Raw genomic sequence first — 24962 nt, forward strand, 5'->3', positions numbered from 1 at the left:
AGGAACTGACAATGACTCATACAGATAAATACCAACTACGACTTAAAGAATACTTAAAGCAAGCTGGCAATCCTTTGCTTATCAAATTACTCATCAATGGTTTAACAGTAGAAATGACATATCAAAATGGACTTCTTAATAAGGTAATCATGGTTGATCAAAACCATTTTGAAGTGGATGTAACTCAAGTGGTTCGAATCAGTGTAGATGTCCCTGACAAGATTTTGTTTAAGGGATTATTAAAGGTGAGGGCACATGTCATTCACACCTTCTCGGATTTTGAAAAGTTGAATCGAAATGGCCTGTATTTACATCATAAAGATTTAACGAAAAAAATACTCCAGCAGCAGATGGATTATGAGCAAAGAAAGCTAAGGGTCATTGTTTCAAATATTGTTGATATATTCGGCTTGGATAATGACAGTGGTTATAATGAGATTGAACAGGTAGAGTTTCTAAAGAATCAAGGATTTCACGTGGTCTATTATGAGCAAATTGAAAATAGTATTGAAGGAATTCATTTATTTTACGAGACTTTTATGGAGTATCACCGTCAAGAGATAGGCTATTCCGTATCAGGTCTGCAAATACTTTCTGCTGATTCACATGACTGCAACGAAGGGTTCATATTACCTTTTTCATCTGATGAAGCAATTTTAACAGTTGATGATATTTGTCCTGAGGTAATTCCATCTGGAAGGATTGAGCCTATTGTCAGAATAAAAGCGATTGATCTAGCAGGAGAACGTTATTATTCCCTTCGGATGCATGGATTCTCTTTAATCAAGTTAATGGATATTCGAATTGGCGACCAGGTTTTGATGTCGGATGTACAAACTATTATAGGGGTGGAAATAGAAAAACGGACAGGTACAGAAACTTGCTTTGTCCTACCTGAATTTTGCCCTAATTGTGGGGATAAAGTAAAGAATGATGGTGAGCAACTATATTGTACAAATAGCGATTGCAGGAATAAACCGGTATTCAATCGAGAGCAGCATGGAATAAAAGGTAAGACTGTGGTTATAACTGGTACACTTTCAATAAGAAGATATGATTTCAGGAAATTAATTGAACAAGCTGGTGGAGTACTGGCGGGAGCGGTTACGAACCAAACAGATTACTTATTAATGGGGTCAAAAGGGGTAGGGACAGTCAAATATAGAAAGGCAAAATCTCTTAAAGTGCCTATCATAACGGAAGAACAATTTAGATTGATGATTGAATAGGTGAGGGACCAATGAAGCTCATTGGTCTCCTTTATTAATTTATGCGAAGGTTTGAGTGATTTTTCTGGAATAACCAAGAGTGTAAACGCGGATATAGGATAATTCCAGCTATTGATAAAGGCAACCATAATAGAGCATAGGGTACACAAATTTGTCCATAAAGATTAAAAGGAAGGGCACTATAATCCCATATAGATAGCTTTAGCCATATATTTAAAATAAGACCGGCGCATAGCTCTAGGAAGGTCACTAAAAGAGTACCTGCCAAAGCTTTCAGATACAGCGGGATCTTAATTAGAGTCAGGAACCCAAACAGAGTGAAGCAAATACCACCAAGCACCCCCATTGTCCAATGAGTATGTCCCCTCCATATTAGCTCTACTAACAAATAAAGAGCGCCGCCAATAATCCCAAGGTGTAAGGTTTTCATGAGAGTAAAAAACATTTGGACGCCTCCTGTGAAGAAGTTTATATAAGCTACAAGATTATTGGTCTTTTCGTGCTTCATCAGCTGTGTCCAAACGCGTAGAACCATTATTATGTAGTGCTTGATCACGATCAGATTCAACGCGCTTGCTGTTTCTCAGCTTCTTTTCTTGTCGGTCTTTACCCATATTACTCACTCCTTTTCGTGGATTAAGCTTAGGGTAACCTTTCTTTGATTTTTCATTACTATTTTTAAAGGGAAAATATACAAGTACAAGTTAGGAGAAATCGTAGGAATAGGGATCGCTAATTTTTATAAAAAAAGATAGGATTCTTGGGTTATCTCCAAGAATCCTATCCGAGGTAATTATTAAATAAATAATCCTACAATTGTAGCAGACAAGATAGATGCCATTGTAGCTACGATGAATAGTTTGAAACCAAATGCGCTTACTTCTTTTGCTTTTGCACCATTGATCGCTTGGATAGATCCGCTAATGATACCAATAGAAGAGAAGTTAGCAAATGAAATTAAGAATGTGGAAATAACAGCAACTGCTTTCTCAGACATGTCAGCCATTAAAGGTTGGAATTGTAAAATCGCAGCAAATTCGTTTGCTAACAATTTTGTACCCATTACAGATCCAGCTGTGATCATTTCGCTTGCTGGAATACCCATAATGAAAGCGATTGGAGATAAGAGATATCCTACAATTGTAGTTAAATCAACTCCAACAATTCCGCCAACAATACCATTTAAAAGTCCTAGGATTGCTAAATATGCAACTAGCATTACAGCAACAATTACGACTACTTTTCCACCGTCTAATGCTCCGGCACCAATGGCTTCAAATACATTTTTTGTTTGAACCATATCGTTAATATCGATTTCAGTATCTTCCTTCGTTGCTTTAACTGGTGTCATGATGGAAGTAATGATTAATGCACTGAACATATTAAGGAAAATAGCGATTAATACAAATTTCGCAGGCAGCATTGTCATATAGGATGCAATCAACGCTGCAGATACGCTTGCCATTGCTGATGTTGAAACAATAAATAGTCTGTTTGAATTTAGCTTACCAATTTGACTTTTAATTGCAAGAATTGCTTCTGATTGACCGAAAAATATAGAGTTAACAGCATTGAAGCTTTCTACTTGAGGTAAACCAGTGATTTTTGAAATAAGTCCGCCAATATATTTGATAATATAAGGAAGAATTTTGTAATGTGTAAGTACAGATAATAATGCAGATGTAAAAATAACAGGCATTAAGACATTTACAAAGAATGGAGAACCTCCTTCAGGAATCCATCCACCAATTACGAATTCGATACCTTCCTGGGAGTAACTTAATAATTTATTGAACGCTCCAGCCACTGCATCAACTACCTTTAAACCGACAGTTGTACCTAGTAATAAGAAAGTTAGAACTAACTGGAAGCCAATCATGATGGCAACAGCTTTAAAATTGATATTCTTTTTATCATTGGAAAATAAATAGGAAATTCCTATTAGCAATGCGATTCCGAGAATACCGAGAATAATGCTCATTAAAAAAACCTCTCAATCTTTTTATTTATTTACAATCATTTTGCTCAATGGCAATAAAAATAACCATCAGCCTTGAAGAATTATACTTATATAACAAACTGACTTACAAGGACATATGTCCCAATAATGACTTTAAAATAAATATAAAAATTTTCTAAAAAGTGAGACCGATGATGGAAAATGCTTTGAATCATGTAAAAGAGGTAGAAGTCATTTATAATAAATTTATAAATAGCATCGAGGAGAGAGGGCATTACATGATTAAATTAATAGCAACAGATATGGACGGCACATTTTTAGATGATCATAACCAATTCCCTGAGGATTTTTATGAAGTTTTTTATAAATTAAAAAAGAAAGGGATTATTTTTGGAGCAGCCAGTGGGCGTCAATATTATAATCTTGTAGAGAGATTTCATGATATAAAAGAACAAATGCTATTTATTGCTGAGAATGGAACATATGTTGTATATAAAGGGGAAGAGTTATATTCTCATACACTAAACCTTGAAGAGGCAAGAAAATTTATAAAAATAGCAAGAACCATTGAGGGAGTACATATCGTCCTTTGTGGGAAAAAAGCAGCCTATATTGAAAGGTCGGAACCAGAGGCACTTGCAGAAGTAAATAAATATTATGCCCGATGTGATTTGGTTGAAGATTTAATGCTTGTAGAAGATGAGATTTTAAAGGTAAGCCTTCTTGATTTCAAGGGGGCTGAGCAAAACAGTGCAACCTTCTTTACTTCATTTAAAAAGGATTATCAAGTGACGATCGGTGGCTATTTTTGGATGGATATTATGAATGCGGGTGCCAATAAAGGCATCGCCATAAAGCGAGTACAAGAGCTTTTAAATATACACCATAATGAAACAATGGTATTCGGTGATTATTTAAATGACCTTGAAATGATGCAAAGTGCTTATTATAGCTTTGCGATGGGAAATGCCCATGATCAAATAAAGGACATAGCCAGATTTGAAACAAAAACAAATAATCAGTCAGGCGTGATCGAAACGATTAAAGAACATATACTGATTGCATAATAATTTGATAGATTTAAAGTAGAGTGACTTTGGTAGAAAAGGTCACTCTTATTTTGGTTGGAAATGATTATATATTTACCATCTCAAATATAAAAGCTATACTTCTACTCGTAATTCGTGATGGAATAGGGAAGATTACTGACAAACGAAGGTTAAATAATTGAAGGTGAAACATCTGATGCAAAAAGCTGAAAGAGAGAAGTTCATTTTAAAGTATCTAAAAAAATATGATATGTGCGAGATTTTTTCTGGCATTGATTTAAATGATATTGATGTTGTGCAAATAAAAAAAGGACAGTTGATTTGTTCTAAAGGCGATGAAATCAATGATATGTATTTTCTCGTTGAAGGAAAAGTTAAAATATATACCATAACCCCTGATGATAAACGCTTAATATTGCGGTTCCAAAAATCATTAGGAATTATTGGCGATATTGAATATATACAAGGTACGCTTGTACTTCATACGATTGAAGCTAGTACTGATTGTCTGGTGTTAAAAATACCGTTTCATACCATTAGACATACTGTAGGTAATGACGCAAGGTTTCTGTCATTTTTACTAGACGTGGTTACACGTAGATTTCGTGCTAAAACTGATGCAGCAACATTAAATCTTTTATATCCTGTTGAAGTGAGATTAGCTAGTTTTTTATTATCAACAACTACAGATGGTGAGCGTCCGGTTTATCATGAAGAAGCTGTAGGTTCAAGTTTAAAGGATATTGCGGATATGGTTGGAACAAGCTACCGACATTTAAACCGTATAATAAAAACCCTTTGCAATGAGGATATAATCAGTAGATCGAATGGTAAATTATTTGTTAAGGATCTCAATAGGCTAAAGGAAATAGCAAAAAATAATATTTATGAATAATAAGTGAAGAGTATATTCAAATGAAATATACTCTTTTTTATTTTTGAAAAGCATACATAAACATAAACAGGGAAACCTTGAAGCTTTAGCGTTAAGTAAAGATCGTGTGTATAATACCGAACATTTTTCCAGGAAGCAATAGCAAAAAACGCCGTAATACTAACCGATTTAATGGAAGAGGAAGATTTAATAGGCCACAAATGAATACTCATATATTCGAACGGCTAATAAAGCCGGCCCTTCTGCATCAAGGACAGTATAGAAGAAATATTAGAGCACATACTAAAATAAAATGGGTAATTACCTTATGTAGTGGAGGTAGGAATGATGACTGTTAAAGCAACAGTAAGGATATGCCTGGCAAATCTTGAAGGAATTGAAGCTAGTCTATCAATTTTAGCGTTAAATACAGAACAAAAAGAGACTGCTGCGGATTTGCATCAGGCAATGTTGCTTGTTGGAGAGATTGTTACAGATATTAAAAAAAGAGTCGAAATATTAACAAGCTAAACTCTTTATCATTCGGAGGATGTGTATTGGAAATGCCAGAATGGTTAGATGTCATAGTAAGATCCGTTCTTTTTTTACTAATTTTATTCTTCATCACCAAAATACTCGGGAAAAAGCAAATAGCCCAGTTATCCATGTTTGAATATGTCACAGGAATAACAATAGGAAATATTGGAGCTGAAGTTGTGACAGGCCTGGATCAAAAAATCCATCTGGGAATCATTGCGATTGTTGCAACAGCAGCTGTTCCTTATGTATCAGGCCGGATCACTCTAAAAAGCAAGAAGTTGCGTGACTTTGTTGATGGCAATGGTACTGTTTTAATGCAGGATGGTAAGGTTTTGGAAGGTAATTTAAAGAAAGAGAAAGTTACTACTGATGAATTACTAGAGATGTGTCGTAAGAATGGTGTTTTTGATATTTCAGAAGTAGATTATGCTGTATTAGAGGCAAACGGAGTATTGAATGTCCTATTGAAAAAAGAAAATAGACCATTAACAGCAAAAGACTTGAATATGAAGGTTCCAAAAGAAAGAGAGCCACAAACGGTTATAATGGATGGAGTAATCTTATCTGAACCACTTATACGGATTGGCAAAAATCAGTCATGGCTGAACAATGAATTAGCTAAAATGAATGTGACATTGGATAATGTATTCATCGGACAAGTAAATACATATGGTGAACTAACAGTCGATTTGTTCGACGATAAGATTCGTGTTCCATCTCCTCAGGAAAGACCCCTATTATATGCCACGATGAAAAAATGCCAGGCAGATTTAGAATTATTAGCACTATCATCAGATGACAATGAAGCAAAACAGATGTATCTAAAAAATAGAAAAAAAATGCAGAAAGCAGTTAAAAAGGTCGCCTATATATTAAAGCATTAAGGACAAGGGACATCCAAAACGGAAGTCCCTTGTTTTATTTTTGATATATTTTACAATAAATGTGAAGGGGGAGGGTAATGATGCAAGTAGTAACTAACGAATTAGCAAAGTGGATTGAAGAAGTTGAAACTGACGCATTCTATTCGAGATTATCAAGAATAGAAAAAATTCCGGATAATCCTATGGGTATAGAAATACGGAAGTTCGGTAATGCGATAGCTTTTGTGGCTCAAAATATCCCAGGTCCAGCATTTAACAAAATAAAAGGAATAATGGATAAAGATATTCCTTTATTGAATGAATTGATCCAATTATACAACGATAAAGGGGTTCAAGCGAGATTTGAAATTACCCCTGCACATGCAACATCCATTCTTTATTCGGCCCTTGCAAACCTTGGCTATTTACACACCGATTTTTTAACCAATCTGTATGCTGATCCACAAAAGTTATTAATAGATGGAGATGAAAATTCATCAGTTTCAATACGCGAGTTTAAATCAAACGAATTTGATTTATTTGCAGAGCTGTATATAGACGCTTTCGATATGCCGTTATTTTTAAAAGAAAATATCGCCCGCAATAATGAAATACTGTATGGTATGCCTGGATGGAAATTTTATTTAGCTAATTATAAAGATAAACCTGCGGGCATAGGTGTACTATTTATGGGAGAGAGGGGGGCATACTTAGCTGCAGCAGGAACTATACCGCAGTATAGAAATAAAGGAGTTCAGGGAGCTTTAATACAACGACGGATTATAGAGGCAAAACGAAATAATTGTAAGGTAATAGTTGGTCAGGCGAGCTTCGGCGGTATCAGTCAAAATAATATGGGAAGAGCAGGGTTGAAAATAGCCTATACAAAGTCAGTATGGACTCATCAATCATAAGCTATATTGGAGGCACAAATTTGAGCCTTCTTTTTTTATTACCCGGGAAATGTTATTATAATATTTTTTGAAGAATATGGATTGAATGTATGAATAAATAGTCTATAAGTTTAAATTTTAGGGTATAGGGTAATATGCTGTCTTTCCAGTGCAAACTGGAAAGAAAAAGGCAAAAGAGAAGATGGTGAGAGATGAAGAAAAACATTTATAATCATTTAAATGGCAGAAAAATCTTTATTACTCTTTTACTCCTATTTGCTATTTTCTTTTTTGTTCAAATACAGGAAAGTACCCTTTATAAGGCCATTATAAATGGTAATTACGAATATATAAAAACAGCTGTATTGGACTCCATTCTATATGTCTACGTTTTCATGCTGTTTATCATGATTATCCAGAACTCATTTACAATTATTCCCCTGATTCTCGTGATTACTATCAACATTACTGTATTTGGATTTTTTAAAGGCTTTATTTGGAGCTGGCTTACAAGTGTTCTGGCGGCAATGATCATTTTTATCTTCATTAGGTATCTATTCACTGATCGTTTTTCGTCGAAAATTTCTCCTGAACAATTACAAAAAATTGAAGATAAAGGTGTTTCTTATATATTGGTTGCTAGAGTTACTCCTTTTATACCAACCAGCATCATTAATATAATTGCAGGATTAAGTTCAATTACATTGCAAAAGTTTATATTAGGTACGGCCGTTGGAAACTTTATTTATTTTTTTATCTTGGCCCTTATTCCAGCAGGTTTATATTCTAGTGGAATCAATGAATACGTGATAGTGGCAATAATCATTTTACTCATGTCTGCATCCTACTTGTTCTCCAAGATAAGAAATAAAAGGAAAAATGATTATACTAAATTAATGCGTAATAAATGTTAAAAAGAGGGAAGATGATATACTATCCCTCTTTCTTATTACCTTTTTTTCGTTAATCATTATTAGTGTAAAAGGATTTGTTATTTAATCATAATTAATTGTTTTATGCAATGGCTCTAACTGATATTGTCTATTTTTCGTTGAACCAATTGAGGGGATATTTGGGTGGATACGGAAAAGTCGCAACAAATCCAGCCAATTACTACTCGCCGAGGGAAAAGAGAGAGTCCTTTTTTAAAGACAAATGAGGACATATAACATGCAAATATCTTTTACAAAGCAATAAGGAGGAACAAACGATGATATTAATTGTTAATCGAATAGAAGGTAATTTGGCAGTCTGTGAGAAAACTGATAAAAGTATGGTGGATGTTGAGTTGAGCAAATTGCCTGTTGATGTAAGGGAAGGAGATATCCTTATTGAAAAGGATGGTAACTATAAGCTTGATTTAACGCAGACTGAAAGAAGGAAAAAACGTGTACAAGATCTTTTGGAAGACTTATTTGAATAAATACCTATTTCACTATCTTACGCCGAAAAAAGCTCAAAGCATTTTGCTTTGAGCTTTATTTTCGTGTACAACTACATATTTACTCTGCTAAAGAGGATTCCCTAAACTCAATATAAAACAGATGAGGAATGGGGTTAATTCTCCATTTACCTTAAAACCAGCTTACTTCATCGATTAATCGGTTATGCTCATTGGAGTCTCAATCTCTGCCTCAGTTTCAGGATGTATCCTTCTGTCGAGAGCAGGAACGATCTTGATAAAAATAACAATCCCAGCTACACCGATACCAGTAATAAAAATGGATGTAGCTAAATTGGATAGATACGCACTTAATGTAATCGTTAGAGAACAAATTAAATTGGCCACATTATAGGTTAATCCGTTTACAGCTAAATAAGAGCTCCTCGCATGTTCAGGGGGCAAATTAGCCATATAATTTTGCTGGACGGGCACACGCAATACTTCAGCAACAGTTGCGATGAACATTGCTCCGAATAAGAACCAGATATTATTAGAGTAAGAAATCACAGCATAGCCGGCTACAAAGACAATGCAGCTGGTGATTAATACATTTCGGTCGTTCAAATTAGAAACAAGCTTTGTCGCAAACAGGGCTAAAATTACAACCAAAATCGTATTTTCTGTACGTAAGAACCCGACCATCTCAATCCCGCCAAATTCGATTCCTAATAGATTCTGAATGGATAGATCCTCTGACAGTCTAATACTCATATAGCTTGTTAATTGGAATTCCATTGATAGAACAAAGATTCCTGCTAATACGTATAAGACAAAGAGTTTATCTTTAAAAACAGAATGATAATTTGAAAATAATTGTTTGACATGTTGGGGTGGTGTTTTTTTCTCTGTTTTATTTGGTATGTAGCTTTCTTCAATAAAAAATGTAATTAAGGTCCATGCAATCAATGAAGTAATTGAAAGAGCGAGGAGTAATTCAAAGAAGTATTCTCTAAACATAAATCCGCCGATGGCACCGCCAAAAGCGATGGATAGATTATTTGCCCAATACATAATGGTATACATCGATTTTCGTTCCTCAGGACGGCTGACATCAATCAGCATTGCCTGATTTGCAGGCCCTGCTAAGCCCCAGCATATACTGTTAACAGTCATCATAAAGAATGTAATCAGCGGTTCTGTAAACCATGGTGAATTGCAAATCATCATGGTAACGAATGCTAAAAATCGAAGCGATTCAGCAAATACGATTAATTTTTTTCTGCCGAAGCTATCTGAAAAATATCCTCCAAAGAAATTTATCGCTATGCCGACAAACACATTAATCAGCAATAAAAGTCCCGCCATTTTTACCCCGAAATGTGAAGATAAATAAATCGCCATGAATGGAAATATCATACCTCCAATGGCGGAACTTAAAAATGACTCTATAATACGTATTTTAATTGTACGGTGAAACTGTTTAAAACCCATGGTTGACCCTCCCCTTTTCCCATTATGTAATTTTATAACATTCTGATAATATTTCAATATAAATTAAGAAAACATGGAATATTGTTTCTATTTCTTATTCTATTTTTAAAAATGGAAGATTACATCCGTAATTTTACGGATAGAATCTACAACTTTCGATGGAGCATAAAAAAGCCAAATTCACAAATAAGTGAACTTGGCATAAGCATTTTTTTACTTCCTTTTTTCAAGCAAAGTGCAGTTATTCATCCAATGAGTGTACATTTTCAGCTATATCTTTATAAAGCGGATAAACGTTAAAGGCTGGCGTTTTGCTGCTAAGGCTGAGAATACCGATAAAATCAATATGATCCCAATTGCTCATGATAGGGTAGTAGTTCCATTTCCCTTTTTCTGCTACCCCATTATAGGCTTTTGCTGGTTGTCCAAATGGCGAAAAAGACGAAACCGTACTGACTAATCCATCGTTTGGCCACCAGCTTTTATCTATAATGGGTCCATCTTGTGGATTAGTTCTACTAAATTTCCCTAAGAAACTGGTAGGTTGATGGAGAAACAGATGTGTGTAAGCAGATGGTATATGCTGACCTGTCAAAATACTCTTTTTGGAGGTTTGACCGGTGTAGGAGAAATAATAAACATCTGATTTTGTCTCTACCTTTTGATTAAGTACAGCAGCCCCTGGTGTACTTAAATCATATGCACTTATATCAGTACTCTCCCAAATCTTACTGTTAATGACTTTGGAGAGATACGATTTAAAAGACTCCCTGGGTTCTCTGCGAATTCCCCAATGGTCCAATTTAAAATCATATACTAAGTTTTCTTGGCTGATCCCTGTAACACTGGCGACATTAATGATTAGATCTTTAACAAAAGAAATTATTCTATTTTCATCATCTGCATATGTTGTACCGTTATGTGGGGTAGCAATGCTGCTCACACTGTGCACCCACGATTTATTGCCTTCAAAAAGAGAGGACATACTTTCATTCGGGTGGACCTGATGATAGTCACGTTCTTCTGCACTGCCGTCTTCTAGAAGATCAACTAAACTGCGTGTTGTTAATCCTCCCATGCTGTGGCCTACAAGGTGAACCGGATGATCAGCATCCCACTCAGGGTAGACCCCTTCATAGGTGCGCCCATAACGTGAATGTCCATGCTGTTTGGCATGGGACGCTCCGTAATCTACCGTGCCGCCTTTAATATAATAATAGAGTTCTACTGAACGATCATAGTTGCTGGCTACTGGACTGACACTTGCTACAAATGTTTGATGGCCCATGCTTTCTAAGTACTCCGGAACATCCTTTAGTCCGCCCCAATAATTGTAACCTAAAAATTCGCCTTCTCCCCATCCACCTAAACCATGGACCAACACGATAGGATAATCATTGCCTTGGTTTTCAGCGGCACTCGCCTTTGTCTGTGGCAAAAAAGCAAAAAAGCTAATGATTAATCCTGTGACCAAAATAAGATTTGTTACTTTCGATTTCAAACCAATTCCTCCTTAAAATAAAAAGTAGTCCATGACAAAGCGACGGGGTTCGAGTTCTTGCGAAGGAGTATTTTGATAATTCTGTCAATTATTACTATATGTTAGCGCTTACATAATAAGCAAGTGAAAAATTATGAATTAAATATAAATAGGAAATTCAGGCTAACGTTTCCGGATAGGTAAATAAGGGTATTTTACAGCCATATAAAAGTAAAAAGATTCTATAAGGGTAGAAAGTGGGATATGTATGTCGGGAATATTACTAGCATTATTAGCTGCTGTATGCTGGGGCAGCTTGGTATTAATTAGCGTAAAACTTGGTGGAAATGCTTATAGCCAAACATTGGGAATCACATTGGGTGCATTTCTCTTTGCTGTAATTATGTTGTTTTTTTCTGAACCTGTATTTAATCCTACAGTTTGGATTGTAGGGTTGATTTCAGGAGGACTGTGGGCAATTGGGCAAACAGGGCAGTTTATTAGCGTCAAGTATATAGGTGTATCGAAAACAGTACCCATTTCAACGGGCATGCAATTAATCGGAACTTCTTTATTTGGTTTGATTGTTTTTAATGAATGGAGCACGAAGGCTCAAATTATTATGGGGATACTGGCTCTTTGCTGTTTGATTGCAGGCGTGATTCTTAATTCAGTCGGAAATGATAGCGATGAAGAAGGAAGTCAGTTAAAAAAAGGCTTAATCACTCTGACATTATCGTCATTAGGGTATATAGGCTATGTTGTTATTATCAGATGGTATGAAATTGATGGCTGGTCAGCTATTCTTCCGCAGGCTACCGGAATGCTAATTGTTGGTCTTGTAATAGGCTTTTGGAAGCATGCGTTTGATAAATATACAGTGAGAAATATGCTTTCGGGGCTTGTTTGGGCAACGGGTAATATTGCACTTCTTCTGTCAGTTCCAAAAATCGGAGTAGCCACAAGTTATTCTCTTTCTCAAACAGGTATTGTGATTTCCACGCTTGGGGGGATTTTCTTATTGGGTGAGAAAAAGGATAAGAAAAGGTTGATAATGGTCATCGCAGGCTGTCTCCTTGTTATTGCCGGAGGCGTTATATTGGGATATACCAAGAAATAAATAGTCGAGAGGAGAAACGTACTATGTATAAAGATTTAGAAGGTAAAGTTGTTGTTATAACTGGAGCAAGTAAAGGGCTTGGAAAGGCCATGGCCCTTCGTTTTGGGGAAGAGAAAGCAAAAGTAGTTATTAATTATCGTTCAACTGAAAAAGATCTAGATGAGATTGTTCGAATCATTAAAGCCTGTGGTGGGGACGCCATCACTGTTCAGGCGGATATTTCGAAAGAAGAGGACGTTAAAAGGTTAATAAATGAGGCAGTTGAGACATTTGGTACACTTGATGTCATGGTTAATAATGCTGGAGTTGAAAATGAAATGCCTTCACACGAATTAAGCCTTGAAGATTGGAATAAGGTTATTTCCACGAATTTAACAGGATGTTTTTTAGGAAGCAGAGAAGCCATTAAGTATATGGTTGAACATAAGATAAAAGGTTCCGTCATTAATATGTCATCTGTACATGAGCAAATTCCATGGCCCCATTTTGTCCACTATGCGGCAAGTAAAGGTGGGGTTAAACTAATGAGTGAAACGCTTGCCTTGGAGTATGCTCCGAAAGGAATTCGCGTAAATAATATATGTCCGGGCGCAATCAATACACCTATCAATGAAGAAAAATTCAATGATCCTGAAGCGAAGAAGCAAGTTCTTGATCTTATTCCAATGGGATATATCGGTAAGCCTGAAGAGGTTGCGGCGTGTGCAGTTTGGCTTGCTTCGAAGGAATCAAGCTATGTGACAGGATTAAGCTTATTTGTAGATGGTGGAATGACACAATATCCGGGTTTCCAGGCAGGCAGAGGATAAACATTCCTAAAAAGTCCAAGCCCTTTGGATAATTATTAGACATTCGTACATACATTATGATGGTATGTACATAGTCTACTGTATCTGAATATATAAGGGTGGAGTTTTATGCCGACAAGATCTGGATCGGAATACATCGAAAAAATAGATAATCTTCATTCATCGATATGGATAGATGGACAAAAAGTGAATGGTAAAATTTCTGAACATCAAGCTTTTAAAGGAGTCATAAAGAGTCAGGCGGCATTATATGATTTGCAATTAAAGGAATCCAACCGAAATATCATGACATTTCGTTCACCTGTTACTGGCAATCTGGTTGGGACCTCTTTTTTGGAACCAAAAACAAAAGAGGATTTAGAAAAAAGAAGACTGATGACACAAGTATGGGCTAAATCAAGCGGAGGGTTTTTGGGCAGATCACCAGACTACATGAATACTGTGATGATGTCCTTTGCGTCTGCCGCGGCCATTTTTTCTGAGCAGGATGAACGCTTCACTAAAAACATGCTGACGATATTTGAGAATGCCCGCGAGCAAGATTTATCTTTCACCCATACATTTATTAATCCACAGGTTAATCGCTCATCCTATTATGTTGAAAATTTCACCCAGACAATATCAGCACAGACGACAGAAATAAAGGATGATGGGATTGTTATAAATGGAGCCAGGCTTTTAGCCACACAGGGAGGAATTACGGATGAAATACTAGTGTTCCCTGCCAATGCCGCTGGGCATAATAAAGATTTGGCTTATGGCTTTTCCATTCCAAGCAACACGCCTGGATTGAGATTTATATGCAGAGAACCATTTAGCTACCGTGATTCGGCATTTGATCATCCGCTTGGTTCCCGTTTTGATGAAGTGGATTCCATTGTCGTGTTTGATCAGGTATTGGTTCCCTGGGATAGAGTGCTCTTTTATGAGAATCCTCTTATAGCTCAAAAAATTTATCAGGAAAGCAGCTTCCATTTACTAGCTGCACATCAGGTTACATGCAGAAGAATCATCAAGCTGGAGATGGTATTGGGAATTGCCCAAAAGCTAATTGATTCCATACAGGTGGGGGAGTATCAGCATATACATGAAAAAATAAGTGAAATATATGTCGGATTGGAATCATTAAAGGCTTTGTTGCTTGCATCTGAAGTAAATGCCAAGGCGGATAAGTGGGGAACAATGGTACCGGATGCAAATCCGTTACAGGCATCCATTTTATTGTTTGCTCGTTTGTATCCAAGATGTACGGAAATTCTTCAATTAATCGGAGCGAGTGGGCTTATGGCCATTCCAACAGAAGCTGATTTTTCATCAGAAATCGGTGCGGATCTTGATTTGTATATGCAGGGAGCCATCGTTGGAGCAGAAGAAAAAGTGAAGATTTTTCGGTTGGCATGGGATATATCCATGAGTGCTTTCGGATCGCGGCAATCCCTGTATGAACGATTCTTTTTTGGCGACGCAGTCAGATTGGCTTCAGGGCTCTATATGAGTTACCCAAAAGAAAAATATGTTAAATTAATTGATCAATTTTTAACCGAATACTAAGAGGGAGGACAGTTATCGGATAATGATAGCTGTCTTTATTTTTTGTGTTTTTGCACATCAACAAGTCTACATTAATCCATACATGGAATAAAATTGATGATTTTGTGGAAAATAGCTGATTTTTGTAACATTTAGTAATTAGTGGGATGACTTGCAAATCGATTAGAAACTAAATTGATTATTATCTTAATATAATAGTAGGTATTGTAAATTATCTGTTTTTAATTAATAATTAGAGTATAATTTGTAACGACTTTTTATCGGAAGGGAACCAAATGAAAGTGAGCATTAAAGAGGAATATGAGAAGCTAGATGTTTCCATGGGACAGATAAAGTATGCAAAGAGAATACAAAAATTGTTATGCGAAAGATTGGATATGGAATTGCCAAGCGAGTATGAGCTATCTGAAATTGTGGTGGAACAGGCTTTGTTTACTTATATAGATATATTAGAAAAATATTATCGCTTGGATGGAAAACCGTGGGAAGAGTTTTATGCAATATATCATGGAGTAACTAATGTTCCTAGACAATTAGAGGACTTTAAAGAACAGAAAAAAGGGACTTTGCAACTTTTAAGAAAAAGGGAGAGCTAATCCTCAGCTGAAGTAAAACTTTGAGGAAAAAGAAGCACTTAGCTAATGCTAACTCTCTTTGTGAAAGATTAAACTGAAACTATCGGGAGTACCCGCTCCAATATCAGAGCTGTGATGTAGTGACCCCAATAAGTTAGAAATCTGACTTTTGGGGTGTAATACTGATCAGCTCTTTTTTTGCTATGCAGCTAGGGGCAGTATATTTCAATGGAGTATGGATATTTATGTTAAAGTGAACATGTAGGGAGGAGAGATAGTTGGTTTATTTCGCAAAGACTCAAAGAGTAGCATTATGGTATATAATGCTATTAATGATATTGACAATTTCAATAAATGACTTTTTCGATTGGTTATTATACTTCCAAATGATATTTTCTTTAGTTATTCTTGTTTTATTATGTATCAGATATAAATTTGTGATAAATAATGACTATTTGACGTATCAAATATTGTTTTTTAAATGGCCTTTATATAAAACAAGTATATTTCCCCATCAAATAAAACAGATTAAATTTAAACGAGTCAATTGGTATACCAAAGGTGCTTTTATGCAAGTTAAAAAAGGACTTACCATCCGAATTGTAAATTTGAATCCCAACGACGTTTTCAAAGAATTAGTTGATTTTGCTAACAAACATGGTATTCCATATTCTAAAACGAAAGATTATATAATTATAGAAAAATAGTCTTATTCCCTAACGAGGGTATTACTTTCATATCAAGGGCTGGTTGATCAGCTCTTTTTTGCTATTCGGTTAAAGGAACAGATTAGTACAAGATGACCAAAGCTAATAAGTTATAAAATATGAGGTGGTAAAATGAAATTCCATCTATTGGGAGAAAAAGCTAAAGTAGAAATAGATATCATAGCTCGTGAATATCCGAATAGCTTTGATTATTGGGATGGAAACAAAGTTGAAATCCCTGGATATTATGTTGATTTTATTGCTAGTTTAAGAACTGATGACATTAGGGATTTTTTAAATGATTTGAAGTTAATGAATAAGGATTTATCGGGTAAAGTTATATTGAAAAATTTAGATAGCTTTATTTATTTTGAATGTGAAATGGATAAGTTGGGGCATATAGAATGGTCTGGAGAGACTTGTTATCCGACAGGAAGTGGTGCTGTATTATCCTTTGAATTTGTATCAAATCAATCATATTTAGATGATTTGATTAAAGAATTAGAGAATATAATCTCTCTATATCCAGTTATAAGTAAACCGTAGCTATTGTATTAACAGGTCAATAGCAGAAAATCAAGGCTGTCATGTTGACGGTCTTTTTTTATGCTCCCCATTAGGTAAGACAGTTTGAAAAATCTGGCTTACCTAATGGGGAGTTTTTCTGTGCTCAAAAAAAAGAACGCTGTATTGATCACATGGGGCGATTCATTTTGGGGCACAGTAAAATAGAATAGTATTATTAAAAAAACGAATTTTAAAAGAGGCGTTAATAGCATCTGTAACAACGTTATCAATAGAGATTGAGCGGCAGAACCCCTTAGAATTCAGGGTTCTGCTTTTATTATATTCATTGTTTACTAGACAGGGAGCAGTTCAATACCGCAGTTGTTTAAGTGAATATTCCTAGCTTTCCAATACGTTCAATAGCTTCTATTAGCCGGTCTTCGTCTACTAATAAGCCGACACGAATGTAGCCTTCTCCGTATTCACCAAAGCCTTTTCCTGCTGCAACGGCTACATCTGCTTTTTCAAGCAAATAATCAGCAAAGCTCTCGCTCTTGAAACCGGCAGGGACAGGAAGCCAAGCAAAGAATGAACCAGTTGGGGCTTCGACTTTCCAGCCGATTTTATTGCAAGCGCCAATGAGGGAATTTCGTCGTCGTTCATAGCGTTCGATAAGCTCTTCTACGCAGGATTGCTCCCCTGTCAAGGCTGCGATTGCCGCTTTTTGTACAGCAGGGAAGAGGCTGACGTAAAGATGATCTTGAATGAGATTGAGTGCTTCGATGATAGCTGGGTTTCCGATAGCAAAGCCAACACGCCAGCCTGCCATATTGTAAGTTTTCGAGAGTGTGTACATTTCAATGCCGACTTCTTTTGCACCCTCCGTTTCAAGAAAACTGATAGGTTTTTGTCCATCAAAGCCAATAGCTCCATAGGCAAAATCATGAAGTACGGTAATGTTATTTTCTTTTGCAAATGATACTGTTTTTTCAAAAAAAGCATGATCTGCGGTAGCTCCGGTAGGATTATTTGGGTAGTTTAAATACATTAGCTTTGCATGGGTCCTTTGTTCTAAAGGGATGCTTTCATAATCCGGCAAAAATTGATTATCTTTTGTTAGTGGAAAAGTTTCATAGTTTACGTTTGCTAATACAGCTCCAGATAAATAGTCGGGATAGCCTGGGTCTGGCAAGAGCATTAGCTCTCCATCGTTGAGCAAGCACATTGGTAGCTCAACTAGTCCGGCCTTCGTTCCAAAAAGGATGGCAACTTCAGTTTTAGGGTCAACCTCGACGCCATATTGCTTGTGATAAAATTGTGCTGCCGCTTCTTTCAACTCTTCCAAACCCCGAAATGGAGAATATTTATGAGTTTGTGCATCTTCAGCCGCCACTTGCAGGGCTTTGACGATATGCGCAGGAGTAGGTTGATCAGGATTTCCTTGTCCGAGATTAATAATGTCTCTGCCTTCAGCTATAGCGCTGTTAACTTTTAGGACAAGTGTTGCAAAAAATTGGACTGGCAGTTTTTTTAAGCGTTCTGAATATGTCATATAATTCACCTTTACGAAGAGAATATAGTTTTGAATATTTAAATAATAGATAAAATTCTATAACCTTTATTTAGAAATGTCTATAGTGAGCTGAAAGAATTTGAATATAGCGGTAGTAAATGGTTATTAGATTTGCTGAGTCATAGATTATAGGGGAACGTTTGATGAAGTGGGTGTGGTAGCTTTTTCAGAAATGATTGTTTTTCGGAAAATATGAAATGTGGAGACTATACATTAAATGAGCTTGTTTGGCAGATGAAAATAGTGAACGATGAAAGTGTTATTCAGTCGGCTTGCGAAAATGTAGAGTTTTACATTATCGTCAGTTCAGCCCTACGAAGAAGAATGGGGAGTTTTTTAATCCGATGTATGTGGATTGGAATATTTTATTGAAATTGCAATGATGAAAGCGGTTCAACAGTTTACGTCAAAAAGGTTTTTGTTGACAGACTATTCTGAAGTCTGTAATATCATAAACAAATCAAATAAAGCTATAGCTTATCGAGAGCGACCGAGGGACTAGGCCCTATGACGTCCGGCAACCCCCTTAATAGGGAAGGTGCCAATTCCTGCAGAATGTATTACATTCTGAAAGATAAGTCGAGATAGATGTATTTCGATGCCCCTTTCAGATGAGAGGGGCATTTTTGTTTCAAAAAATGTGAAGAGATAGAGGTTGGCATATGATAAAAATTCAGAATGTTAATAAGATTTACAAAACTAAAAGCGGTATAGTAAATGGAGTTGACAACGTTTCCTTAACAATTAAAAAAGGCGAGATATTCGGGATTGTCGGGTACTCAGGAGCAGGTAAAAGCTCGCTGCTACGCTGTATTAATTTGTTGGAGCGTCCAACATCGGGAAATATCACAGTTGATGGAATTGATCTGGCTAAGTTGAGAAGCAAGCAATTGCGTCATGCACGCTTAAAAATCGGGATGATTTTTCAGCACTTTTATCTTATTAGCCAGAAAACAGTTTTTGAAAATATAGCTTTTTCTTTAAAGGCAGCAAAAGTGCCGCAGACTCAAATACAAGACCGAGTAGAAGAACTGTTGAAAATGGTCGGATTAGCTGAAAAGCGTGAAGTGTATCCTTCGCAGCTAAGTGGGGGACAGAAGCAGCGTGTAGCGATTGCAAGGGCGTTGGCGAATAACCCGACAGTACTCCTTTGTGATGAGGCGACCTCAGCACTAGATCCGACGACAACGAAATCAATATTGAATTTGTTGAAAAAAATCAATAAGGAGCTCAATATTACGATTGTGTTGATTACACATGAGATGAATGTAGTAAAGGAAATTTGTAATCGAATGGCGATTATGCAGGATGGAAAGGTCATTGAGGAAGGCTCGGTGTATGATATTTTTGCTAAACCCCATGCCGATCTTACGAAGGAATTCATTAACAGTGTTGTTTCGTTCGATATACCTGACGCTATTTACCAAAGTTGCAAGGGTCCGATTGTCAAGGTGACGTTTAGGGGAACGGTTGCCGGTGAGGGAGTCATATCGGATACGCTTCAGCAATTTAATGTAAAAGGCAATTTTCTTCATGGCTCAATTGAATATATTCAGGAATTGCCTTTAGGTATTTTTATCATGGAGCTTCGCGGACAGAAGGAAGAGATTAATAAAGCGATATCTTATATAGAAAGTCGAGAGGCAGAAGTGGAGGTGTTCCAACATGGGCTTTGATTTCAACCACTTTATAGAGCTTATTCCTGAAATTAACACAGCATTTTTGCAGACGATTTACATGATTTCCATTTCTTTAGCTGTCGCAATCGTGATTGGTTTACCAGTTGGAATTCTATTATATGTGACAGAAAAGGGTTTATTTTGGGAAAACAAAACGGTTCAGAGGATATTAGGATTTGTCGTCAATTTGGTCCGATCAATACCATTTATTATTTTATTGGTTGCTCTTATGCCATTGACCGAATTTGTTGTAAAGACAACGATTGGACCAACAGCTGCTAGCGTATCGCTGTCAGTCGCAGCTATTCCGTTTTTTGCGAGAATCGTTGAAACGTCTTTACGAGAAATTGATAAAGGTGTTATTGAAGCCGCGATAGCAGCTGGTGCGACACCGTGGATGATTATTAAGGAAGTACTATTGCTCGAAGCGAGATCAGGTATCATTTCGGGTATTACACTTACATTAATTAGCTTGATTGGGTTTTCTGCTATGGCAGGAACGGTCGGTGGTGGCGGTATTGGTGATTTAGCGATTCGATATGGGTATTATCGCTATGATAATACCATTATGATTGCAACTGTTATTATTTTAATCGTATTGGTTCAGGTTATCCAACTTGCCGGTGATTTCATCGCAAAAGTTATAGATAAAAGATAATAGAAAAGGGGAATTATTTCATGAAAAAGGGGTTAACAGCATTTATTTTATTCTTAGTGGTAGGTACATTGGCAGCTTGCAGCGGCAATGAAAGCATTGAGGATGCAAGCTCAGAGTCAAAGGATATTAAAATTGGAGCTACTTCTGGTCCTTATAGTGATATGGCAACGAAAGCAATCAAGCCAGGCTTGGAAGAATTGGGATACAAAGTAGAAGTGGTGGAGTTCAGTGATTATATTCAACCGAATAAAGCGTTAGATGGTGGAGATATTGATGCGAACCTTTTTCAGCATACTATTTACTTGGAAAACTTTGAAAAAGAGAACAGCATGGATTTGACAGGGTTAATTAAAGTACCGACTGCGCCGATGGGTATTTATTCAAACACGTATAAATCTTTGGATGAAGTGAAGGACGGAGCGACGATTACAATTCCGAATGATCCGGTAAATGCAGCTCGCGCATTCAATACACTTCAAGATGAAGGATTAATTGTAGTAGATGAAAATGCAGAACCCCTTAAAGTTTCTGAAAAGGACATAATCGAAAACAAGAAAAACTTAAAATTCCAGCCGCTAGAGTCAGGACAGCTACCTCGATCTATTGACAGTGCAGATTTATCAGCAGTACCAGGAAACTTCGCATTAGCTGCAGATATGGACTTATTAAGTGCATTAGCGCTTGAGAATATGCTTGATCCGTATCGAAATGTAGTGGCTGTAAAGGCTAATAATGATGATTCACAGCTAGCTAAGGATATTTTATCAGTGGTAGAATCTGATGAATTCGAAAAAATAATCGATGAAGAATTTGTCGGCTTCGGCAAGCCTGAATGGATGAAATAATAAGAAAAAATGTCCTCAGTTCTCTCTTTGTTTTATGTATAAATACTAAGGCTGTATATCCCTTAGATTAAACAACTAATTCGTAAACAATACAAAACCATAGAAGGAGCATGGCGGGTGTAAGGTTAGACATACAGAATATATAAAGATAACACTTCCCACTTTATTAATGTTTTTAACAGCAAATAGAAATGAGTGATGAAAATGACTGTTTTTTCAGTTCATGGTGCTCCAAGTGAATATATTTTGAAAGATAACGCTTTAGATTTATTGGAAGCTAAGCTGCTGGAACGTAATCTCCGCAGAGTTCTTGTGGTTCGTGGCAAAAAGTCCTGGGAGGCAGTAAAGCCGTATTGGCCGCAAATGGCAGAGGTAGAATTGGAAGAATATACGTACGGAGGCGAGTGCTCATTTGCCGAAATCGAGGCGGTTACTAAGCTGGTCAAGCATCATTCATTGGATGCGGTAATAGGTGTCGGAGGCGGAAAGATACTCGATCTTGTTAAGGCGGTTTGCGATGCGACTGAAAGGCAGTCCATTCTCATTCCGACATTGGCATCTAATTGTTCGCCATGGACGCCTTTAAGCGTTATATATGATGATTCCGGAGCTTTCATTCGTTATGATATATATCCGGTTTGTACCAGTCTGGTGCTAGTGGAGCCGCAAATTTTAGTTGATGCTCCAATAGAAATGTTAATTGCCGGTATTGGAGATACTCTTGCGAAATGGTACGAAGCGGATGTACAGATGGCTGTAATTGATAATAAGACTGTTCCACTGCAAATTGCTCATTTTGCTGCAAGAGAATGTAAGGATTTATTGCTAAAATTCGCCCGTGGAGCTGTTGAAGCTGCAAAGGCTGGGGAAGTAAATGATGATTTCGTCAAAGTAGTGGAAACAATTATTATGTTTGGTGGCATGGTTGGGGGCTATGGTGATTATTACGGTCGAATTGCTGGCGCTCATTCGATTCACAATGGTTTAACGGTACTTGAAGAAACTCATCACGCCTTGCATGGTGATAAGGTGGCATATGGCATTTTAGTTCAGCTAGTGCTGGAAGACAAATGGACAGAAATTGAAGAGCTTCGACTGTTTTATGAGGAGTTGGGCCTTCCATTATCCTTAACAGATTTAGGTGTGGAAGATATAACGGAAGCGCTGATTGCTGAGGTTGCTGAAAAAGCAACAGTTACGGGTGAGTCGATTCATGTAATGTCAATTGGATTGGTTACAGCTGAGAGGGTAGTGGAAGCAATTCAGAAGTTGGAGCAATTTGTTTGTGAGAGTGAGAAATCTTGCTAAAGTTGTTTACATAAACGGTCATCATCCACTCTAGGAATTAGAAGGTGTTTTAGGATTAGTTGATTGTGCAGGTTTCTTAGTAGACAGTTAAAAAGCTGTCTACTTTTTTTATTAGTCGTTAGCAATAATGTTTATGAAAACAGCCTTATCTTTACATGTAAATAAAGTTGTTTTTTCCTAATTAAAATGCTTATCTGGCTGCATAGTTTATTACCAAAATTATAAACTTGTTTATTTGTATAAATGAACCCTAAAATGGATAGGGAAATTTACTATTAAACGAAGGAAGTTGATTATGGAATTCACCAAGTATGCGAGTAAGAAACACACCGTACAGCAAATTGCAGAAGATCTGCTACATGTTACTCAACAGGCAGCTATTGCTTCATATCCCTGGATAGGAAAGGGAAATAAGATTGAAGCAGATGGTGCAGGGACAAGGGCTATGAGGCATCATTTAAATACAATCGATATGTGTGGAAGAGTCGTAATTGGTGAAGGAGAAATGGATGAAGCGCCAATGCTTTATATCAATGAAATGCTGGGAAATGGGAACGGTCCGGCAATTGATATAGCTGTTGATCCGGTGGAAGGTACTACGTTAATGTCTAAAGGGAAAAATCATTCAATGGCTGTGTTGGCTGCTGCGAAAAGTGGAAGCATGCTTCATGCTCCTGATATGTATATGAAAAAGATCGCAGTTGGGCCAAATGCAAAAGGATGTATTAATATAAATGCCTCCTTAAAAGAGAATATGCAATCAGTTGCGAAGGCCCTTGGAAAAGATGTAAGAGAATTGACCATTATGATTCAGGACCGCGACAGGCATAGTACTTTAATGGCACAGGTTCTCGAACTGGGAGCGAAGTTGAAGTTATTCTCTGATGTTGATATAACGGGCGCTATAGCAACTGGAATCGATGGAATGGATATTGATATGCTTGTCGGTACAGGCGGAGCTCCAGAGGGTGTCATCACTGCAACTGCACTAAAATGTCTGGGAGGAGATTTTCAGGGGCAGCTAGTTCCTATGAATCAGGAAGAATATAACCGATGTGTACAAATGGGTATTGAAAATCCAACTAAAATTTTCGAGCTGGATGAAATTATTCGTACAGATGATTGTTTATTTTCTGCAACAGCAATCACCGACGGTATGTTTTTGAATGGAGTCAGGAAGTTACCAAGCGGGAAAATGAGTACCCACTCCTTGTTACTGGTAGGCGCAAATACAAGAAATACAAAATTTATCCATACACACCACCATTAATGCTTTCTAAAAATAAAATCCTATAAAAGCAGTGATGATATGCTTTTATAGGATTTTTTTATTTCAAGGTTGATCAATACTTTCAAATCTTAATCCCGAATTAAATTAATCCTTTGCAAGAATCATTTTTGAGAGTAAAAAGGTAAAAGGAATCGCAATAATAGTAGCGATTATAGGTGCTATATTATCATGTATGGAAAGCAACTGGACTAAAATATAAATGGCAAGCGTGGACACTAAGATATTAACGACATAGGTTAATGGGAATTGAAGGAATTTTTTTAAAGTTGGTTTCGTTCGATAGGTAAAATAGGAATTCAGATAAAAGGAGCCAATCATACTGATAAAAAAACCAAGTAAATGGGCAGTCATATAGTTCATCTGAAACACTTCTTTAAAAAGTAAATACAAAATATAATAGTTGATTGTATTTACAATGCCAACCATATTAAATTTCCAAAATTCCTTTTCAAATAAAATCATCGAGTACAACCAGCTTTCTTCGCTTTTTTTCTAGGTTCTCTTATTATACTCAATTTAACAGTCAGCTAAAATATTCCATAAAAATGGATAAGGGTTATTAGTGATAGATGCGAA

At 36.6% G+C, this 24962-nt stretch carries 25 protein-coding genes and 1 riboswitch; of the genes, 18 read left to right on the plus strand and 7 right to left on the minus strand.

The annotated features are described in order from the left end of the window. The first annotated feature begins 11 nt into the window (after positions 1–11). The gene (locus tag F7984_RS03780) at positions 12–1229 is read left to right on the plus strand and encodes a BRCT domain-containing protein (RefSeq protein ID WP_139891525.1); all 1218 of its coding nucleotides are present in this window, start codon (positions 12–14) and stop codon (positions 1227–1229) included. Between the two features lie 34 nt (positions 1230–1263). Here F7984_RS03780 and F7984_RS03785 read toward each other — a convergent pair whose 3' ends face one another. From F7984_RS03785 to F7984_RS03795, 3 genes are all read right to left on the minus strand, one after another. After that, complete coding sequence (locus tag F7984_RS03785) at positions 1264–1674, minus strand: putative ABC transporter permease (RefSeq protein ID WP_066102067.1); 411 nt, start codon at positions 1672–1674, stop codon at positions 1264–1266. Between the two features lie 40 nt (positions 1675–1714). Then, positions 1715–1843, minus strand: coding sequence for a YpzI family protein (locus F7984_RS03790; protein ID WP_066102064.1), 129 nt, complete (start codon positions 1841–1843; stop codon positions 1715–1717). 182 nt (positions 1844–2025) lie between these two features. Next, positions 2026–3210 carry a NupC/NupG family nucleoside CNT transporter gene (locus F7984_RS03795; protein ID WP_066102060.1) on the minus strand — a complete coding sequence of 395 codons (1185 nt, stop codon included), beginning with the start codon at positions 3208–3210 and terminating at the stop codon, positions 2026–2028. A gap of 170 nt (positions 3211–3380) precedes the next feature. Between F7984_RS03795 and F7984_RS03800 the strand changes: the two genes are divergently transcribed. The 7 genes from F7984_RS03800 to F7984_RS03830 all read left to right on the plus strand — a co-directional run bounded on the left by F7984_RS03800 (position 3381) and on the right by F7984_RS03830 (position 8831). Next, positions 3381–4256 carry an HAD family hydrolase gene (locus F7984_RS03800; protein WP_225983707.1) on the plus strand — a complete coding sequence of 292 codons (876 nt, stop codon included), beginning with the start codon at positions 3381–3383 and terminating at the stop codon, positions 4254–4256. Positions 4257–4434: 178 nt separating this feature from the next. Continuing rightward, positions 4435–5133: a Crp/Fnr family transcriptional regulator gene (locus F7984_RS03805; protein WP_066102056.1), complete on the plus strand. Its 699-nt coding sequence runs from the start codon at positions 4435–4437 to the stop codon at positions 5131–5133. A gap of 324 nt (positions 5134–5457) precedes the next feature. Then, a complete protein-coding gene (locus F7984_RS03810; RefSeq protein WP_225983653.1) occupies positions 5458–5643 on the plus strand; it encodes a DUF1657 domain-containing protein in 186 nt (61 codons plus the stop codon). Between the two features lie 32 nt (positions 5644–5675). Further along, positions 5676–6536 carry a DUF421 domain-containing protein gene (locus F7984_RS03815; RefSeq protein WP_140461652.1) on the plus strand — a complete coding sequence of 287 codons (861 nt, stop codon included), beginning with the start codon at positions 5676–5678 and terminating at the stop codon, positions 6534–6536. Positions 6537–6613: 77 nt separating this feature from the next. Beyond that, positions 6614–7429: a GNAT family N-acetyltransferase gene (locus F7984_RS03820; RefSeq protein ID WP_140461119.1), complete on the plus strand. Its 816-nt coding sequence runs from the start codon at positions 6614–6616 to the stop codon at positions 7427–7429. Between the two features lie 191 nt (positions 7430–7620). Next, a complete protein-coding gene (locus F7984_RS03825) occupies positions 7621–8322 on the plus strand; it encodes a TVP38/TMEM64 family protein (RefSeq protein ID WP_139891522.1) in 702 nt (233 codons plus the stop codon). A gap of 296 nt (positions 8323–8618) precedes the next feature. Continuing rightward, the gene (locus F7984_RS03830) at positions 8619–8831 is read left to right on the plus strand and encodes a DUF3006 domain-containing protein (protein ID WP_066102047.1); all 213 of its coding nucleotides are present in this window, start codon (positions 8619–8621) and stop codon (positions 8829–8831) included. A gap of 174 nt (positions 8832–9005) precedes the next feature. On the opposite strand, the gene F7984_RS03835 is transcribed toward F7984_RS03830, so the two are convergent. Then, the gene (locus tag F7984_RS03835; protein WP_139891521.1) at positions 9006–10283 is read right to left on the minus strand and encodes an MDR family MFS transporter; all 1278 of its coding nucleotides are present in this window, start codon (positions 10281–10283) and stop codon (positions 9006–9008) included. Between the two features lie 241 nt (positions 10284–10524). Continuing rightward, positions 10525–11784 (minus strand): esterase/lipase family protein, encoded by a 1260-nt coding sequence (locus F7984_RS03840; RefSeq protein WP_140461120.1) that lies wholly within the window; start codon positions 11782–11784, stop codon positions 10525–10527. 247 nt (positions 11785–12031) lie between these two features. On the opposite strand from F7984_RS03840, the gene F7984_RS03845 reads away from it, so the two are divergent. From F7984_RS03845 to F7984_RS03865, 5 genes are all read left to right on the plus strand, one after another. After that, on the plus strand, positions 12032–12883 hold the full coding sequence (locus F7984_RS03845; protein ID WP_066102037.1) for a GRP family sugar transporter: 852 nt from the start codon (positions 12032–12034) through the stop codon (positions 12881–12883). A gap of 23 nt (positions 12884–12906) precedes the next feature. Further along, a complete protein-coding gene (locus F7984_RS03850; protein ID WP_139891519.1) occupies positions 12907–13692 on the plus strand; it encodes a glucose 1-dehydrogenase in 786 nt (261 codons plus the stop codon). Between the two features lie 108 nt (positions 13693–13800). After that, entirely contained in the window at positions 13801–15243 is a 1443-nt protein-coding gene (gene hpaB / locus F7984_RS03855) for a 4-hydroxyphenylacetate 3-monooxygenase, oxygenase component (RefSeq protein ID WP_140461121.1), read from the plus strand. Positions 15244–15518: 275 nt separating this feature from the next. Then, on the plus strand, positions 15519–15839 hold the full coding sequence (locus tag F7984_RS03860) for a hypothetical protein (RefSeq protein WP_066102026.1): 321 nt from the start codon (positions 15519–15521) through the stop codon (positions 15837–15839). Between the two features lie 818 nt (positions 15840–16657). Further along, a complete protein-coding gene (locus F7984_RS03865) occupies positions 16658–17071 on the plus strand; it encodes a WapI family immunity protein (RefSeq protein ID WP_140461122.1) in 414 nt (137 codons plus the stop codon). A 346-nt stretch (positions 17072–17417) separates the two neighbouring features. On the opposite strand, the gene F7984_RS03870 is transcribed toward F7984_RS03865, so the two are convergent. Further along, positions 17418–18584, minus strand: a complete 1167-nt coding sequence (locus F7984_RS03870; protein ID WP_139891515.1) for a pyridoxal phosphate-dependent aminotransferase — start codon at positions 18582–18584, stop codon at positions 17418–17420. A 495-nt stretch (positions 18585–19079) separates the two neighbouring features. Further along, a riboswitch (SAM riboswitch) is annotated at positions 19080–19186 on the plus strand. An 81-nt stretch (positions 19187–19267) separates the two neighbouring features. On the opposite strand from F7984_RS03870, the gene F7984_RS03875 reads away from it, so the two are divergent. From F7984_RS03875 to glpX, 5 genes are all read left to right on the plus strand, one after another. Further along, positions 19268–20281 (plus strand): methionine ABC transporter ATP-binding protein, encoded by a 1014-nt coding sequence (locus F7984_RS03875; protein WP_139891514.1) that lies wholly within the window; start codon positions 19268–19270, stop codon positions 20279–20281. Further along, positions 20271–20942 carry a methionine ABC transporter permease gene (locus F7984_RS03880; RefSeq protein ID WP_066102014.1) on the plus strand — a complete coding sequence of 224 codons (672 nt, stop codon included), beginning with the start codon at positions 20271–20273 and terminating at the stop codon, positions 20940–20942. Before F7984_RS03875 ends, F7984_RS03880 begins: the two co-directional genes overlap by 11 nt. A gap of 20 nt (positions 20943–20962) precedes the next feature. Beyond that, positions 20963–21787: a MetQ/NlpA family ABC transporter substrate-binding protein gene (locus F7984_RS03885; RefSeq protein ID WP_140461123.1), complete on the plus strand. Its 825-nt coding sequence runs from the start codon at positions 20963–20965 to the stop codon at positions 21785–21787. 204 nt (positions 21788–21991) lie between these two features. Then, positions 21992–23095 carry an iron-containing alcohol dehydrogenase family protein gene (locus F7984_RS03890; RefSeq protein ID WP_140461124.1) on the plus strand — a complete coding sequence of 368 codons (1104 nt, stop codon included), beginning with the start codon at positions 21992–21994 and terminating at the stop codon, positions 23093–23095. Between the two features lie 295 nt (positions 23096–23390). Continuing rightward, on the plus strand, positions 23391–24365 hold the full coding sequence (gene glpX / locus F7984_RS03895) for a class II fructose-bisphosphatase (protein ID WP_066102008.1): 975 nt from the start codon (positions 23391–23393) through the stop codon (positions 24363–24365). Positions 24366–24470: 105 nt separating this feature from the next. Here the strand turns inward: glpX and F7984_RS03900 are convergent, their stop codons facing one another. Beyond that, positions 24471–24848: a GtrA family protein gene (locus F7984_RS03900; RefSeq protein ID WP_066102005.1), complete on the minus strand. Its 378-nt coding sequence runs from the start codon at positions 24846–24848 to the stop codon at positions 24471–24473. Positions 24849–24962 lie beyond the last annotated feature (114 nt).

It is taken from the genome of Pradoshia sp. D12 (genome assembly GCF_008935075.1).
Taxonomy (GTDB): Bacteria; Bacillota; Bacilli; order Bacillales; family Pradoshiaceae; genus Pradoshia.

What these genes read in the sequence shown, in the direction of transcription:
- F7984_RS03850 (WP_139891519.1), top strand. Translation starts at nt 12,907, where the DNA reads ATGTATAAAGATTTAGAAGGTAAAGTTGTTGTTATAACTGGAGCAAGT.
- F7984_RS03805 (WP_066102056.1), top strand. Translation starts at nt 4,435, where the DNA reads ATGCAAAAAGCTGAAAGAGAGAAGTTCATTTTAAAGTATCTAAAAAAA.
- F7984_RS03815 (WP_140461652.1), top strand. Translation starts at nt 5,676, where the DNA reads ATGCCAGAATGGTTAGATGTCATAGTAAGATCCGTTCTTTTTTTACTA.
- F7984_RS03865 (WP_140461122.1), top strand. Translation starts at nt 16,658, where the DNA reads ATGAAATTCCATCTATTGGGAGAAAAAGCTAAAGTAGAAATAGATATC.
- F7984_RS03785 (WP_066102067.1), bottom strand. Translation starts at nt 1,674, where the DNA reads ATGTTTTTTACTCTCATGAAAACCTTACACCTTGGGATTATTGGCGGC.
- F7984_RS03780 (WP_139891525.1), top strand. Translation starts at nt 12, where the DNA reads ATGACTCATACAGATAAATACCAACTACGACTTAAAGAATACTTAAAG.
- F7984_RS03890 (WP_140461124.1), top strand. Translation starts at nt 21,992, where the DNA reads ATGACTGTTTTTTCAGTTCATGGTGCTCCAAGTGAATATATTTTGAAA.
- F7984_RS03835 (WP_139891521.1), bottom strand. Translation starts at nt 10,283, where the DNA reads ATGGGTTTTAAACAGTTTCACCGTACAATTAAAATACGTATTATAGAG.
- F7984_RS03845 (WP_066102037.1), top strand. Translation starts at nt 12,032, where the DNA reads ATGTCGGGAATATTACTAGCATTATTAGCTGCTGTATGCTGGGGCAGC.
- F7984_RS03900 (WP_066102005.1), bottom strand. Translation starts at nt 24,848, where the DNA reads ATGATTTTATTTGAAAAGGAATTTTGGAAATTTAATATGGTTGGCATT.
- F7984_RS03800 (WP_225983707.1), top strand. Translation starts at nt 3,381, where the DNA reads ATGATGGAAAATGCTTTGAATCATGTAAAAGAGGTAGAAGTCATTTAT.
- F7984_RS03825 (WP_139891522.1), top strand. Translation starts at nt 7,621, where the DNA reads ATGAAGAAAAACATTTATAATCATTTAAATGGCAGAAAAATCTTTATT.
- F7984_RS03795 (WP_066102060.1), bottom strand. Translation starts at nt 3,210, where the DNA reads ATGAGCATTATTCTCGGTATTCTCGGAATCGCATTGCTAATAGGAATT.
- F7984_RS03870 (WP_139891515.1), bottom strand. Translation starts at nt 18,584, where the DNA reads ATGACATATTCAGAACGCTTAAAAAAACTGCCAGTCCAATTTTTTGCA.
- hpaB (WP_140461121.1), top strand. Translation starts at nt 13,801, where the DNA reads ATGCCGACAAGATCTGGATCGGAATACATCGAAAAAATAGATAATCTT.
- F7984_RS03790 (WP_066102064.1), bottom strand. Translation starts at nt 1,843, where the DNA reads ATGGGTAAAGACCGACAAGAAAAGAAGCTGAGAAACAGCAAGCGCGTT.
- glpX (WP_066102008.1), top strand. Translation starts at nt 23,391, where the DNA reads ATGGAATTCACCAAGTATGCGAGTAAGAAACACACCGTACAGCAAATT.
- F7984_RS03830 (WP_066102047.1), top strand. Translation starts at nt 8,619, where the DNA reads ATGATATTAATTGTTAATCGAATAGAAGGTAATTTGGCAGTCTGTGAG.
- F7984_RS03880 (WP_066102014.1), top strand. Translation starts at nt 20,271, where the DNA reads ATGGGCTTTGATTTCAACCACTTTATAGAGCTTATTCCTGAAATTAAC.
- F7984_RS03875 (WP_139891514.1), top strand. Translation starts at nt 19,268, where the DNA reads ATGATAAAAATTCAGAATGTTAATAAGATTTACAAAACTAAAAGCGGT.
- F7984_RS03860 (WP_066102026.1), top strand. Translation starts at nt 15,519, where the DNA reads ATGAAAGTGAGCATTAAAGAGGAATATGAGAAGCTAGATGTTTCCATG.
- F7984_RS03885 (WP_140461123.1), top strand. Translation starts at nt 20,963, where the DNA reads ATGAAAAAGGGGTTAACAGCATTTATTTTATTCTTAGTGGTAGGTACA.
- F7984_RS03820 (WP_140461119.1), top strand. Translation starts at nt 6,614, where the DNA reads ATGATGCAAGTAGTAACTAACGAATTAGCAAAGTGGATTGAAGAAGTT.
- F7984_RS03810 (WP_225983653.1), top strand. Translation starts at nt 5,458, where the DNA reads ATGATGACTGTTAAAGCAACAGTAAGGATATGCCTGGCAAATCTTGAA.